Here is a 14,394-nt window from a genome sequence, read left to right as displayed (position 1 = left end):
GAGAAACATCAATGAAACTCAAGCACATCTCGTTCGTTGTGAGCGCGGCAATCGCGCTTGGTTTTACCCTCTCGGCATCGGCTGCTTCTTATCAGGAAACAGCCACGGTGAATCAGACGGGCACGGTACAGTCGGCCACCATCGACCAAGGCAATTCAAGCTACGACCGAGCGACCATCAACCAGGATAACTTCGCGAACCGGGCAACGATATCTCAGGAATCGACCACGAGCAATACTGCAGGAATCAATCAGGATGGCGTTCGGAACACAGCGAGCGTGCAGACGACCTATGGCGGGGGCAACACCACCAACGTCGGTCAGGCCGGAACAACGAACCATGCAAGCGTAACTCAGTATAACGAATCATATGATCAGACCAAAGTCTCGCAAAACGGCATCTCGAACAACGCAGATGTCACGCAAAGCAACGGCCGAGGAAATGCCGCGACCGTTGGTCAGTACGGCGCCAATAACAACGCCGACCTCGTTCAGGAAGCGGCTTACAACTCCTCTTCATCCGTGAACCAGTATGGCGTCGGCAACTACGCCAATACGCATCAGACAGGCAGCAACGAAACGGCTTCGATCGGCCAGCTTGGCACATCGAACAATGCGTACACGTCTCAAAACGGTGCGTTTGACCGGGCAACTGTCAGTCAAACGGGTAGCAGCCACTACGCAAGCATCACGCAGCACTAATAATCCACACGTTGCTTGAGACGCTCAGCAGGCTCCCTGCCTGCTGAGCGAAGGCACGAAGGAACAGAGGAGCGCGAGATGTTGCCAGCGATGGAGTTGAACGTGTGGCTTGAGACGTCGAACCATCAAGGCATGACCACCTTGATACCCTACGTGAGCTCAGCCAAAGACATCGAGTTGCACTATGACGTCAGACTTTTCACGTTGAGTCCGGCGGGAAGGTCCGATGTTGCGCAAGGTGGCGACCTGCGAATTCTGGCGGGTGAGCCGCATCGGCTATCTTCGCTAACAACGAGACAAGAAACGAGGAAAGACTCATCATCCCGATGCTCGTTGTCCGTATCCTTGAGCAGAGGTAGTACGGAATTGACCACAAAAGAATTTGATTGCAGCGCTTCGGGTGCTCTGTCGCGATAACGTCGCAGCGAACGTCGTCATGTTGGTTGGTTTGAATCAGCCAGAACGGGTGCGCTCATGGGTTGTTTAACGTCTGGTGCTTGCCCGACAGCACCGGCGGCGAAGCGGGTTCATGTCAGGATTCGCAAGCAGGGGCAGAATTTCACACATCGGCGGCACAAACGAACCCCTTGCCTATCTTATTTTTAGACGGTATCTTGGCGGGGTTCTAATCGCTAGCGCGGGAGAGACTGTCACGGCAACACGGTGACGGCGCCGACGGAGCAACCGCCCCGGAAACTCTCAGGCCCAAGGACCGCGCAGCAGGAACATCTGGAGAGCGGCGCTTTAACGCGCCCACCGACGGGGATGTCGTGCGAGCAACGCCACGACTGAAACTCTCAGGTAAACGGACAGATGGGGCATAGACGCTGGAATTCCGGCGATTTGCCCAACCTCATCTGGACCTTGTCATGTCACGAATCGCCATCATTGGCGCCGGTATTACCGGCGTCACGACCGCTTACGCCCTCGCCGAACGCGGCCACGACGTCACCGTTTTCGAGCGTCATCGTTATGCAGCGATGGAAACGTCGTTCGCCAACGGTGGCCAGCTTTCCGCCAGCAACGCCGAGGTCTGGAACAGCATGGCCACCGTGCTCAAGGGCCTGCGCTGGATGTTCACGCGCGACGCGCCGCTGCTGCTGAACCCCGCGCCCAGTTGGCACAAGTATTCGTGGATGGGCGAATTCCTGCGCCAGATTCCAAACTACCGGGCCAATACCGTTGAGACAGTGCGCCTTGCCATCGCTGCGCGCGAGCATTTGTTCGGGATTGCGGAGCGCGAGGGGATCGACTTCGACCTCGAGCAGCGCGGCATCCTGCATATGTACCAGCAGAAAAAGGACTTCGATACCGCCGCGAGAGTGAATCTGCTTTTGCAATCGGGCGGCCTTGACCGGCGCGCGGTCACCAGTGATGAAATGCGCGTGATCGAGCCCACGTTGCAAGGCGATTTCCACGGTGGATTTTTCACGCCGTCCGACTCGACCGGCGACATCCACAAGTTCACGCGTGGTCTGGCCGAAGCTTGCGAGCGGCGCGGCGTACGCTTTCATTACGACACGCAGATCACGGGCATCGAGCAGCGTGGCGACGGCCCGTTCGCCATGCGTGTGCTGCACGGCGGCAGCGAAGGTGACGAGCAACAACATGGTTTCGATCGCATCGTGGTGTGCGCGGGCGTGGCAAGCCGTGAGATTGCATCGATGCTCGGCGACCACGTGAATATCTATCCGGTGAAGGGGTATTCGATCACCGTGTGCCTGGATGACGCCGCAAGTCGCGAGGGTGCGCCGTGGGTCAGCCTGCTCGACGAGAGCGCGAAGATCGTCACAAGCCGGCTTGGCGCCGACCGTTTTCGCGTAGCGGGTACGGCTGAGATCAATGGCTTTAATCGCGATATCCGCTCGGACCGGATCGCGCCACTCGTAGACTGGACGCGCCGCTATTTCCCGGGCGTGGCGACATCGCGTGTGATCCCGTGGGCGGGCTTGCGGCCGATGCTGCCAAGCATGTTGCCGAAGGTCGGAAGCGGCAAGCGTCGCGGTGTGTTCTACAACACGGGACACGGGCACCTGGGATGGACGCTATCGGCCGCCACCGCACACAGCATTGCCGAGCGCATGTAGGCATCGGTTTGTCGCGCCGGTCGGCGCGGCTGAGATTCCGGCGGGTTGGCCGCGTGGTTCGTGGTGCGTACAAATTCGGTGGGTGGTTCACGCGGATAGCGCGGGGTGAACCATGGGCGGGTTCAATCACTGGTGGCGAAGCGTGTCAGAACCTGTGTACGGAGAAGGAGGGTTTCAAACATCGGTGGTTCTGGCGAGCACCGTGCTTTTGGGGCACCAATGAATCAAAACTGCACGCTGTGGACACTTAGGGTAGAGCGGTTAAAGCGCTTTCTTTGCTTCGTTTCTTTGTCGCTAAGGACCAAGAAATGACGTGCCGCCACGCACAGTGGCTAACAGTGATAAAGAGAAAATCCGAGTCAAGCAGACCACTAACGCCGAAAGCACCACCCCGGCATTCACCCCGACCGCTAACTCTGGAACCTAGCAAACCGGTCCACCGGCGCGAGCGAAACTTCATCAGGCCGCAGTCGCTCGCAACGGCCGCTCAACCGGAGCATCAAGCACTAGCCGGCCAAACTCCTGCGCGGCCAGCGTGGGCTCACCCTTGCCCCAGAGCAGCCTGAATTCCGCTTCTGGCAGGGGTGGCAAACCATACTGCCCATCGACCACTACAATGCCCGGCTCCAGGTCATCGCGTGTCAGCGGCGTAATCGCGAGCCCGGCCATTACGGCGGCGCGAATACCCGACTGACTCGACGATGTAAACGCAACATGCCAGTCCACCGGCCGGCCATCGAGCGCTTCGAGCGCCACTCGCCGATTCACACACGGCGCCGGAAAAAACGCGAACGGCAGCGACACGCCCGTGCGCGCGTCGAACGATTCAGCGGCCGCCCAGACGAACCGCGTTCGCCGCAACACGACACCGTCAGCGTCCCGATCCGTTTCTCCGTGCACGCATAGCACCACGGCCAGATCCAGTTCGTGCGCGGCGACCATCGCCTGCGAATCGAGGCTCATGCCCACGCTCACATCCAGCCGCACATTCGGAAATGCCCTGGAAAATTGCGTGAGCAGAACGGGGAGCCGTTCTCCCATGAAAATATCCGGCGCGCCAAACCGTACGACACCCGAAGCCGGAGACGATTGAAAACGCTGCGTGACCGCATCCATCGCGCTGAGGATTTGCATTGCGTAACGCAAGAAATCCTCGCCATCTTCAGTCAGGGTCAGACTGCGCGTGGTGCGATATAAAAGCGGCCGGCCCACTTCTTCTTCAAGCCGCCGTATTTGGTGACTGATCGCGGATTGCGTCAGGTTCAACCGTCGCGCCGCTTTGGTAAAACCGCCGGCTTCCGTGACAGCAACAAACGCGCGCAGGAGGGCAAGATCGAGGTTCATGGTTGAGATCAATGATGATGAAGCTTAATCAATGATAGTAAATTAAATCATTTCCATCATAAAGCAAGGACGCCGAGAATAAATCTAACGACTTTTTCCGGTAGCCTGCCATGGATGCTTCGCCTCACGCTTCGCCTCGCTTAGTAAATCAACTGGCTGTCACGCTCCTGCTGACCGCCGTGATCGCTGCAACCTACGGCTTCGGCGTTTATCTCTTTCCGGTGGTCCTGCCGCAGATGAAACAGGACATCGGCTTTAACTATGCGCAGGCCGGGTACATCACGGCTGCACGGCAACTGGCCAATGTTGCGATGGCGCTGTTATCGGGCCTCGCTGCCGCGCGTTTTGGGGCAGCCAGGGTCATGCTCGTTGCAACCGCGCTGTCGGCCATGGACCTCGCGGGACTCGCTTTCGCCAACAACACATGGATGATGGGTGCGGCTATCGTCACGCTCAATGCCTGCGCCGCCGCGACCTGGGTGCCGATGATGGCGCTGATCGCCCCGTTGATCGATGAACGCCATCAGGCGAAAGCCATCGGCGTGATTGGCAGCGGCACGAACTATGGTGTCCTGCTGAACGGATTGATGGTGCCCGCGCTGCTCGCATCGTGGGGCTGGCGCTCTGTCTGGCTCGTAAGCGCAGTGCTAACCGCCGTGTTGAGTGGCGTGATCGTCCTCGTGTTTGCGCGGCTTGGCGGCGGTTCGGCCACCCCGTCACGCGACACATCCCCGCGCCAAACCAAGCGTTTCGGACTGCGGCGCATGTTGTCCCGACAATTCCTGCTGGTGTACGCCATCGCATTGTTATGCGGGTTTGCCGGTGTGCCGTTCATCACCTACTTCTCCGCTTATTCGCACGACGACCTGCATCTGGGTCTCGATGTAACCGCACACGCGTGGGCGCTTGTGGGGCTGGTCGGCGTGGTGAGTGGATTGGTGCTCGGCATGATCGGCGATATGCGCGGCACTCCTGATCGAAACGGGCACACGCAGCGAGACGGCATGCGACCCGCGCTGGTCAGTGCGGGTGTCATGCTGTCATGCGCGTCGCTGATCGCCGCGTCACGTCCGGGTGGTTATGCGTTGATGGTCGCCGCGGTCGCGTTAGGCTTTTCGTTCTTCCCGATCTTCGGCTTGCTGCACGCGTATGTCGGCAAGACAAGCGAACCGGCCCTGGCAGCCATGGTGTGCGGAATCTGCGAGGCCGCGTTTGGCGTGGGCGGCGCGTTGGGAAACGTGCTGGGTGGATTGTGCAAGACGCTGTTCGGTTCGTTTCAGCCGGTGTATGGCTTGGCATCGGCTGCGTCGATCATCCTCGTCGGACTGGCGTTTCTCGTGCCAAATACGCAGCGTGCCCCGCCAGTTTGCAGAAGCGGTCTCGCCAATTTTCGGTAATGGCAAGAACCACGTCTGCAGACATTCAAAGCATTACCCCCGCTCTTCGAATGCACGGCGCAAAGACAGGGCAATACCTTGGGCGGCCCGCTTCACTTCGTCGAGTGCGGGAAAGGTCGGTGCGACGCGCAAGTGCCGATCTCGTGGATCGATACCATAAGGGAACGCGGCGCCCGCCGGCGTCATGGCAATACCCGCTTCGGCGGCGAGCGCGACCGTACGTTTCGCGAGACCATCGGGACTATAGAGGCTGATGAAATAGCCCCCTTCCGGCACGGTCCAGGACACACCCGGCAGATCAGAAAGGATCTCGCTAAAGGTCGTTGTCATGGCGTCGAACTTGGGTCGCAACAGCGCCTGGTGTCGCTCCATCAAGCCCTCCAAAGTCTGCCGGTCCCGCAGAAACCGTACATGCCGGAGTTGATTGAGTTTGTCCGGTCCAATGGTCCTGATAGACGAACACCGCTGCCACCAATCGATATTACGCCGCGACGATGCAACGAACGCCAGCGCAGCCCCGGCAATAGTGATCTTGGACAACGACGCGAACATCAGCGCCCGGTCCGGATGCCCCGCCACCGCGCAAGCCTCGATCATGTTCAACGTGGTGTGCTTCTGCTCGGTCAGGTGATGGAACCGGTACGCGTCATCCCAGAACAGGCGAAAGTCGGGGGCGGCGGTTGGCATCGAAGCGAGACGGCGGATCGTATCGGCTGAGTAAATTTCGCCGGTCGGATTGCCATAGAGGGGCACGCACCAGATGCCCTTGATGGCTGGATCGGCGGCGACCTGCGCTTCGACAAAATCCATATCGGGGCCAGTGCCGGTCAGCGGCACCGGGATCATGCGCACGCCCAGCGCTGCGCAGATCGCGAAGTGGCGGTCGTACCCTGGCACGGGACAAAGGAACGCGATGTCACCCGCGTTGCGCCATGGCTTGCCGTCAGCCACGCCGTGCAGGATGGCAAATGCGATGGCGTCATGCATCAACTCAAGGCTGGAATTGCCCGCAGCCACCACCTGCTCCGCAGCCACCCCAAGCAGATCGCCGCCGAATTCACGTGCCTCGGGCAAACCCAGCGCGTGACCATAATTGCGGCAATCGAACCCATCGCGCGACATGAAATCGCCCGCTTTCAGAACGTGGGTCAATGGCTCTGAGCACAGGTCGAGTTGCTCCGCGGAAGGCTTTCCGCGGGTCATATCGATTTTTATTCCGAGCTTCCTGAAGTCATCGTAGGTCATCGACATCGTTTCTTTTCCGGCGTTTTCGCGTTGAGGAAGGGCCAGTATGCAAGGCCTGCCGGATTCAGGAAAGCAAGTTATATTGAAGACTTCGTTCAGCTTTTCTGATACCTAAAATACGATGAAAACCTTCGATCTGGACGCGCTCTCCATGTTTGTTGCCGTTGCCGACACCGGCAGCTTCCTGCGCGGCGCCACGCTCGTGCATCGTTCGCAATCTGCTGTGAGTATGCAGATCAAGTCGCTTGAAGCGTCGTTAGGCAAGCCCCTGTTCTCACGCAAGCCGCGCAATCTCACGCTGACGCAGGACGGCCACGTGTTGCTCGCTTACGCGCGGCGTTTGCTTGCCCTGCGTGATGAAGCCTGGGCGTCGATTGTTCGCCCGGACGTCAGGGGACGGGTGGCAATCGGCGTACCGGACGACTATGCATCGTCTCTCCTGCCCTCTGTGTTAAGAAAATTTTCCGCGACTTACCCCAAGGTCGAAATCCAGGTCATCGGCATGCCGAGCAACGCACTGGCGCCGCTCATCAAGGAAGGCAAGATCGATCTCGCCTGCATGACGCGAATGAAGGGGTTGGGCGGTGACTTTATCCGGCTCGAACCCATGGTCTGGGCCGGTTGCGCTGTCGGCAACGAAGTCTGGAAGGAGCGCCCGCTGCCCATTGCCGTGTTTGCACCGGGTAGCGTCGCGCGGTCCAAGGCGATCCACGCGCTCGAACGGGCCAAGATCAGCTATCGGACGTCTTATGAAAGTCCGAGCCTGCTGGGTCTTTTCAGCATGGTCGAAGCGGGGCTCGCGATTGCACCGCTATCCCGATGCAGCATCCCGGAACGGTTCGTCCAGCTCGGCAGCGCGGACGGCTTGCCTGCTCTACCGGACCTGGAAATTGTGCTTGCGCGCAGCGCGGGATCGAACCGGCCGCCGTGTGATTTCCTGGCGGAACAGATCCTCACTGACCTGCGAACCTGAGCCTTCTGCGAAGTAACTAAGTCAGCAGGCCGAACTACTATGCGTGGATCGCTTTCGGCGTCATTCGGCCTCTGCCCGCAAACTCTTCAAACCCTTCAATGGGCAATGGCCGGCAAAAATAGAAACCCTGGTAGGCATGACAGCCGGCGTCCGCGAGGAAGTCGCGTTGTTCTTCAGTCTCCACGCCCTCGGCAATCACGCCCAAGCCCAGGCTTTGCGCGAGCGCGACAATAGTCCTGGCAATCGCTGCGTCATTCGGATCGACGAGCACGTCGCGCACGAATGACTGATCGATCTTCAACTGATCCAGTGGCAAGCGCTTCAAGTACGAAAGCGACGAATAGCCAATACCGAAATCGTCCAGCGAAAACACGACGCCGCGAGCCTTGAGCGCATGCATCTTTTCGATGATGTCCTGCACGTTGTCCACCAGCACGCTCTCGGTCAGTTCCAGCTTGAGCCGGTTCGGGTTGGCGCCGGTCCTGCGGATAACGTTCAACACCTTCGCCACGAAATCGGGCTCGCGAAACTGCTGCGCGCTGACATTGACTGCAATCGTCAGGTGGGACATGTCCGGCCGCAATGCCCACAACGCCAGTTGCGTACACGCGGTTTCCAGCACCCAATTGCCCAGCGCCAGGATCATCCCGGTCTCTTCAGCGAGGTGAATGAAATCGGCGGGCGGCACAATCCCGCGCTGTGGATGCGCCCAACGCACGAGCGCTTCGGCGCCCACGATCCGGTCGCCGTCGAGCACCTGTGCCTGGTAATGCAACAGGAACTGATTGCCCTCTATGGCCTTTCGCAAGCCCGCCTCAAGCGTTGCCCGTTCCACTACGACGGTCTGCATGGCCGGGTCGAAGAAACACATCGCGTTGCGTCCCAGTTCCTTCGACTTGTACATGGCGAGGTCGGCCTGCTTGAGCAACTCGTCGATGGACGTCTGATAGCCCCTGAACACCGTGGCGCCAATGCTCGCCGTACTGCGGTAATCGACGTCATCGAGCTGATACGACTTGCCGAGGACATCCAGGATTATTTCGCCCATGCCTTCTGTCTGGCTCGCCGCTTCCTGCCAGGTTTCGTGGAGACTTCCGAGCACCACCACGAACTCGTCGCCGCCTACCCGCGCCACGGTATCGCCATCACGTACGCTGGCCGCCAGACGCTGCGCCACTTGCTGCAGCAGCAAGTCGCCCTTGTCGTGGCCCAGCGTGTCGTTGAGCGTCTTGAAGTGATCCAGGTCGATGAACAGCAGCGCACCGCACGCACCGCTTCTCGCGCTGACAGTAATGGCCTGCGTCAGGCGATCCAGCAGCAAGGTGCGGTTGGGCAAACGCGTCAGGGCATCGAAGAAAGCCAGCTCCTTGATCCGCTCTTCCGCGATCTTGCGTTCGGTGATGTCGTGATGCGTGCCTACATAGTGGCTGACAACACCGCCCTCGCCCGTCACGGCCGAGATCGTCAGCCATTTCGGATAGACCTCGCCATTCTTGCGACGCCCCCAGATCTCGCCCTGCCAGCCACCCATGCGGTGGATCGTCTCCCACATCTCGCTGAAAAAAGCCTCGTCGTGATGGTGCGAGCGCAGCATCCGGGGTGTCTGGCCCACGGCTTCCTCAGCGGTGTAACCGGTGCACTCGGTGAACGCCGAATTGACCCGCAGGATGGTGTTGTTGGCATCGGTGACAAGCATGGCTTCGAGCGAATCGAAGGCGACCGCCGCAATCCGCAGTTCGGCCTCGACTTGCTTGCGGTCGGTAATGTCGCGGCCGCTGGTGCGGAAGCCCGTGAAAACCCCTTTGGCATCCGTTATCGGCACCCAGGAAACGGATAGCCAGACGAGCGTTCCGTCCTTGCGAACGCAGCGGAATTCGAGGTCGTCGCCACGGAAGCCCTGGAGGCCCTTCAGGAATTCGGGGGCAACGCGAGCCCAATCTTCCGGGTGGATCAGCGTGCCCGCGAAGTCGGTCATGGCCATACATTCGGCGACGGTGTAGCCGGTGTATTCCTCGACCGATGGATTGATCCAGCGTGGTTTGCCGTCCGGTCCCCACCAGACTTCCCAGTTGACCGTGCAATCCGCGATCGCGCGGAACTTCTCCTCGCTCTCGCGCAACTCACGGGTCATCGTGGAAGCCAGCCGCATCGCGCGGCCGCGGCCAGTGACCATCAGCCAGGCGAGCAGCGCCAGGAGCAGGCTCAGCCCGGTCCCGGCGACGGCGATCAGCGCTTCGGCATTGCGGCCGAAGCGGCCTTTGAAGTCGTCCAGGGTGCTCATCGAGAGCGTCCAGTTGTGCCCCGCGACAACCAGGTACTCATTGGCCGAAATGAGCGCAGGCCGGTGCTGGTCGGCCGCGACAGGGGAGTGATACAGCAAGGCCGCGGCGGACGGTTCGACGCCGTCGTAGATGGCCAGGGCGAGGCCGGGCAGCGTATCGCCGTAAAGACTGGCGATGACATCGTGCATGCGAAACGACGCGTATACCCAGCCGGCAAGATGCGCCCGGCGTTCGGTGACGTTGTCGTGCGGCTGGCCCCGCGCATAGATAGGCAAGTACATGATGAAAGCGGGTTTCGCATCCGGCCCGAGGTCCACGGCCAGGCGGACTTTCCCGGAGACCGCCACCATGCCGGAATCACGCGCTTTCTCCATCGCCTCCCGCCGCACAGGGTCAGCCCAGGGATCCAGCCCGAGTGGGGCGCGGCTGCTGGCCACGGAGGGTTCGCGCTGGATGATCGGCGCGTAGTTCTCGCGCAAGCCCTGCGGCTCGATGGTGTAGTCGGCAAAACCCAACTGACGCATTGCAGCGATATGCGCGTCCCTGCTCGCTGCCGGTATCCACTCGATGAGCCCGATGGTCTGGATGCCGGAAAAATTGGCGTCGAGATTGAGCGCGCTAACGTAATCGCGGAAGTTGTCGCGGTCCATCTGGCCTGTGGCGGAAAACAAGCCCTGCACGCCGCGCAACATCTGTTCATACGTCGACATGCGCTGTTCGACGCGGCTGACCACGTCACCCAGCGAGAAATTGAACTGAGAGAGTAATTCGTTGTGGGAAGCTTGCCGTTCGTGATCCCAGACTATCCATGTGACGCCGAGCGCGGCGCACAGGATCAGCAAGGGCAGCAAGACCAGGCGAGCCCAGGTCACGGGGGAGCCTGGAAATCGACCATGGATCTGGCCAGATCGGGTTTGAAATACTTCTCGAAAATACGCAGCACGGTTCCGTCCGCGCGCATCTGGTTCACCAGCGCGCGCCACTTGTCCTGCTCAGCGGGCGCCAACGCCTTCTTCGACATGATCAGGCCATGCGGTATGGCGGGATCGTTGAACTCGATAATGCTGGTGACATCGCGGATCTTCTTTTCATCCAGCGCGGGGTAATCGAAGGGCTCCATGATCATGCCCTGGATGCGCTGGTGGATCAGCGCCTCGTATAGCGGTGCGAGACCGCCCGCCTGGCTCACGCGGTTTTCAGCCGCGAGTGTGTCGACCAGTTTGTTGGCGGAGTCGCTGTAGCGGAAACTCCGAATCACGCCCAGTTGAAACTGGTCGCTGCGCTCGAAATCGACCAGCTGATGCATGCCCGCGTCCTTGCGCACCAGCAAATAGTATTTGTTGCTGAAGTACCAGGCGAACGAAGCGAAGCGGTCACGCTCAGCGTTGGCAATGCCGGACAAGCTGAAATCAAGCGCACCGGACTCGATCAATTGCCAGATGCGCGCACGCGACATGAGGCTGACACTGATCTTGCAGCCGCTACGGCGGATCAGTTCGTCGGCGAAATCCCGGTCGATGCCAGTGTCGGTATCGGCGGAATAAAGCAGGCCGTGGTCGTGCAGTGCAAGCGTGAAGGGTCGTGTGCAATCGGGACCTGCCGCGACCGCACGGCCGAGACATGACATCACCAGTAGCAAGCCGCCCAGAGTGTGTCGGATCACAGCGTCGCCATGGTGGTGGAAGTGACTAAAATACAGCCCTCTTTTTATTAACGCCGGTCGCGAGAGCGTGTTTAGTGATTTTCGCCTCTCGACAACGGGTTATGCAGGGAGACTTTTTTGCAAGACAGCTTTTTACGTGCCCTATTTGCTGCTCGAAAAATGCGACAGAAAATTGTTTATTCAGGCAGTCCCAACAGGCAAGCGGTTTAGTAAAAAATGATAACGCCCGTGAATTAATGTTACCGGACGCTAATTAAAACTGCAACTGAGGGAAATCGTTTGCGAACAGTGGCGTATGTGGCGTATTTGATCGTTTAGTACTCGACCAGCAACATGCAGTATTGGATTCCAACGCTATAGGGTCGCCTTGCGACCTTGGGCTGCCGCCGGTCTGCGCGTCGACGCGTATCCTACTTCGTGCAAGTGACAGATTCGTGTGTCCGGGTGGCGTCGATAATTTTTATTTCGCGCCCATCAATCCTCTGATTAAACATCGGGCTGTCTCAACGGCAAACGGGTGGGCAAGCAGGGTTTTCCATTGGGATGAAATTAAACGTTCGCTACATCCGCAAATCAATTTGATGGTGTTATACAGCCATGCTATTGCGATAGCGAAAGATATCGGTACGCAATAGCACGGGACGCGCAATACGCATGATTGCGCGGGAGCGAGTGCGCGTTGTATAGACTTTAGTTGCCGATTTTCAGCAACTCGACTTCAAACGTCAGCGTGCTATTCGGCGGAATCGGGCCTACGCCACGATCGCCGTATGCGGTTGCGGGCGGGCACACGAGCTTGGCCTTTCCGCCAACCTTCATCTTCTGAAGGCCTTGCGTCCAGCACGGGACGACCTGGCCAAGCGGGAACGATGCCGGTTGTCCGCGCTTGTACGAGGAGTCGAATTCGGTGCCATTCGCGAGCGTGCCGCGATAGTTGACGGTCACGGTGTCGGCGGCGGTAGGCTGCGCCCCGGTGCCTTCCTTGATCTGCGTCACGGTGACGCCGGAGGGAAGCGTTTCAGTCGCGCCCGTAGCGGCAAAAGCGGATGACGAAGCGATCAAAGCAAGAGTGAGCAACAGCGATACTTTTTTCATAAAGCGTCCAGAGCGTCCCGAAAGTGGGAGTGAGTAAAGTACAAGGGTACAAGGTCAACGAAAGCCAAATACCTTAGCACGGACGGGCCACGGCATGGCAGAACCTCGCTTCGATGCGATTCTTTACGGGTAAGCTCGGGTGGACTTCACTGTTTGCCGCTTGAGTGCGCCAAGCGCGCCTTCCGCACAGGAGCGCCCTGGATCAACGCGGTCTATCGCGTTAGTGCTTCTGTTCGATCGATAGGTGCGATACCCGCTGGGGCTGGGCCATGCTCGAATTGAAAGTAAGGAGCGAGGCCGCCCGAATCGCGGGCGGCTAGCTCATGCCTCTAGCGGTTGACTTCCAGCTCGTCGAAACGTTTTGCACGATAGACCAGGACCGACACGATCCAGCTAAAGGCGAAAATGCCGATGATCACAAAGCCCAACGTGCCGAAATTATCGTTCAAGGTCCCTATTGCATCCCACACCGGACCTTGCAATTTCAACTGATCTGCGAGCAGCCCAAGCGCTTCTATACCGCCAATTACAATGGCCACGATGACAGACACCAGCGTGATGGTCATGTTGTAGTAGATTTTCCGGATCGGCTTCAGGTAAGCCCACCCGTAAGCGCCGAGCATCAGGTGGCCGTCCAGCGTGTCTATCAGGGACATGCCGGCACTGAACAGCACCGGGAACACCATGATCGCCCAGGGAGAAAGTCCTTGCGACGCCTGAGTTGCCGCTATGCCGAGCAAACCAATTTCAGTCGCCGTATCGAATCCGAGACCAAACAGGAAACCCAGCGGGTACATTTGCCAGCTTCGCGTGATCATGCGAAACAGCGGGCGAAAGAGGCGAGCGAGAAATCCGCGATCGGCTAGAAGCAGGTCGAAATCGTCATCGACATAAGCACCGCCACTCCTGACGTTGCGCCACGCTTTATAGATCGACCTCAGGATAACCAGGTTCATCAAAGCAATCGCGAACAGGAATAACGCCGACACCAACGTGCCGACCACTCCGCCGATTTCCTTGTAGTGGTCAAATCGGCCTTGCATGGCCGACGTTGCGACCGCCACGCCGACAGAGGCGAGCACGACCACCGTTGAGTGCCCAAGGGAAAAGAAGAAGCCGACCGAAACGGGGCGTTTCTTCTCCTGCATGAGCTTGCGCGTGACATTGTCGATAGCAGCAATGTGGTCGGCATCCACCGCATGACGCAGCCCGAATCCGTAGGCCAGCAATGCGGTTCCCAGCAGTACCGGATGGTGACGGAACGCCACCAGGGCCCAAACCCAGGCGAGGACATTGATGGCAATCAATACCCCATAGATGCCGAAAAGTTTGCCCCGCACCTTCGTGCCTGAGTCGTTGAAGATCTGTACGAGTTGAGAAATCATCCGAGAGTCTCTTGCGCAGACGCGTCCCGCTTGCAGTGGTAGTAATCGAGAAGAGAGGCCTGACTTTTGGTCCGATAGTCTGAGTGCTTACGAACCGGAGGCAGTGGAGCGACCGTGCCGGGTTCTGACCAGCTTCTCTCCTTGCGCGCTTTTACGTCGTGTCTTTCGCGATATCGAATAGCCCACGGACGATAGGTACTAGCCATCGATCATACCTAAACT

At 59.1% G+C, this 14,394-nt stretch carries 11 protein-coding genes and 1 riboswitch; of the genes, 5 read left to right on the top strand and 6 right to left on the bottom strand.

Annotated features, from left to right (window positions below; all coding sequences use genetic code 11):
* The first annotated feature begins 11 nt into the window (after positions 1-11).
* The 3 genes from GSQ93_RS34925 (at position 12) to GSQ93_RS34920 (ending at position 2,788) form a co-directional block, all read left to right on the top strand.
* Positions 12-701 (top strand): hypothetical protein, encoded by a 690-nt coding sequence (locus GSQ93_RS34925; RefSeq protein WP_158940496.1) that lies wholly within the window; start codon positions 12-14, stop codon positions 699-701.
* 78 nt (positions 702-779) lie between these two features.
* Positions 780-1,118, top strand: coding sequence for a curli-like amyloid fiber formation chaperone CsgH (csgH, locus tag GSQ93_RS38805; protein ID WP_367889802.1), 339 nt, complete (start codon positions 780-782; stop codon positions 1,116-1,118).
* Positions 1,119-1,329: 211 nt separating this feature from the next.
* Positions 1,330-1,426, top strand: a riboswitch (glycine riboswitch).
* Between the two features lie 144 nt (positions 1,427-1,570).
* Positions 1,571-2,788 carry a D-amino acid dehydrogenase gene (locus tag GSQ93_RS34920; RefSeq protein ID WP_158940494.1) on the top strand — a complete coding sequence of 406 codons (1,218 nt, stop codon included), beginning with the start codon at positions 1,571-1,573 and terminating at the stop codon, positions 2,786-2,788.
* 459 nt (positions 2,789-3,247) lie between these two features.
* Here the strand turns inward: GSQ93_RS34920 and GSQ93_RS34915 are convergent, their stop codons facing one another.
* Complete coding sequence (locus GSQ93_RS34915) at positions 3,248-4,132, bottom strand: LysR family transcriptional regulator (protein ID WP_158940492.1); 885 nt, start codon at positions 4,130-4,132, stop codon at positions 3,248-3,250.
* A 110-nt stretch (positions 4,133-4,242) separates the two neighbouring features.
* Between GSQ93_RS34915 and GSQ93_RS34910 the strand changes: the two genes are divergently transcribed.
* Complete coding sequence (locus GSQ93_RS34910) at positions 4,243-5,529, top strand: nitrate/nitrite transporter (protein WP_158940490.1); 1,287 nt, start codon at positions 4,243-4,245, stop codon at positions 5,527-5,529.
* A gap of 33 nt (positions 5,530-5,562) precedes the next feature.
* Here GSQ93_RS34910 and GSQ93_RS34905 read toward each other — a convergent pair whose 3' ends face one another.
* Positions 5,563-6,780: an aminotransferase class I/II-fold pyridoxal phosphate-dependent enzyme gene (locus tag GSQ93_RS34905; protein WP_158940488.1), complete on the bottom strand. Its 1,218-nt coding sequence runs from the start codon at positions 6,778-6,780 to the stop codon at positions 5,563-5,565.
* Between the two features lie 115 nt (positions 6,781-6,895).
* Between GSQ93_RS34905 and GSQ93_RS34900 the strand changes: the two genes are divergently transcribed.
* Positions 6,896-7,747, top strand: a complete 852-nt coding sequence (locus GSQ93_RS34900) for a LysR substrate-binding domain-containing protein (protein WP_158940486.1) — start codon at positions 6,896-6,898, stop codon at positions 7,745-7,747.
* A 37-nt stretch (positions 7,748-7,784) separates the two neighbouring features.
* Here the strand turns inward: GSQ93_RS34900 and GSQ93_RS34895 are convergent, their stop codons facing one another.
* The 4 genes from GSQ93_RS34895 to GSQ93_RS34880 form a co-directional block, all read right to left on the bottom strand.
* Entirely contained in the window at positions 7,785-10,901 is a 3,117-nt protein-coding gene (locus GSQ93_RS34895; protein ID WP_158940484.1) for an EAL domain-containing protein, read from the bottom strand.
* Entirely contained in the window at positions 10,898-11,692 is a 795-nt protein-coding gene (locus tag GSQ93_RS34890; protein WP_158940482.1) for an ABC transporter substrate-binding protein, read from the bottom strand. The genes GSQ93_RS34895 and GSQ93_RS34890 overlap by 4 nt, the downstream gene beginning before the upstream one ends.
* A gap of 690 nt (positions 11,693-12,382) precedes the next feature.
* Entirely contained in the window at positions 12,383-12,787 is a 405-nt protein-coding gene (locus GSQ93_RS34885) for an FKBP-type peptidyl-prolyl cis-trans isomerase (RefSeq protein WP_158940481.1), read from the bottom strand.
* 329 nt (positions 12,788-13,116) lie between these two features.
* Positions 13,117-14,172, bottom strand: coding sequence for a HoxN/HupN/NixA family nickel/cobalt transporter (locus GSQ93_RS34880; protein WP_158940480.1), 1,056 nt, complete (start codon positions 14,170-14,172; stop codon positions 13,117-13,119).
* Between the last annotated feature and the right edge of the window lie 222 nt (positions 14,173-14,394).

The sequence above is a fragment of the Burkholderia sp. S171 genome (genome assembly GCF_009766085.1).
Taxonomy (GTDB): Bacteria; Pseudomonadota; Gammaproteobacteria; order Burkholderiales; family Burkholderiaceae; genus Caballeronia.
This window is presented reverse-complemented; position numbering and strand designations above follow the sequence as displayed.

Coding starts and splice junctions, on each gene's coding strand:
- GSQ93_RS34905 (WP_158940488.1), bottom strand. CDS start 6,780: ATGTCGATGACCTACGATGACTTCAGGAAGCTCGGAATAAAAATCGAT.
- GSQ93_RS34915 (WP_158940492.1), bottom strand. CDS start 4,132: ATGAACCTCGATCTTGCCCTCCTGCGCGCGTTTGTTGCTGTCACGGAA.
- GSQ93_RS34920 (WP_158940494.1), top strand. CDS start 1,571: ATGTCACGAATCGCCATCATTGGCGCCGGTATTACCGGCGTCACGACC.
- GSQ93_RS34910 (WP_158940490.1), top strand. CDS start 4,243: ATGGATGCTTCGCCTCACGCTTCGCCTCGCTTAGTAAATCAACTGGCT.
- GSQ93_RS34885 (WP_158940481.1), bottom strand. CDS start 12,787: ATGAAAAAAGTATCGCTGTTGCTCACTCTTGCTTTGATCGCTTCGTCA.
- csgH (WP_367889802.1), top strand. CDS start 780: ATGTTGCCAGCGATGGAGTTGAACGTGTGGCTTGAGACGTCGAACCAT.
- GSQ93_RS34925 (WP_158940496.1), top strand. CDS start 12: ATGAAACTCAAGCACATCTCGTTCGTTGTGAGCGCGGCAATCGCGCTT.
- GSQ93_RS34900 (WP_158940486.1), top strand. CDS start 6,896: ATGAAAACCTTCGATCTGGACGCGCTCTCCATGTTTGTTGCCGTTGCC.
- GSQ93_RS34880 (WP_158940480.1), bottom strand. CDS start 14,172: ATGATTTCTCAACTCGTACAGATCTTCAACGACTCAGGCACGAAGGTG.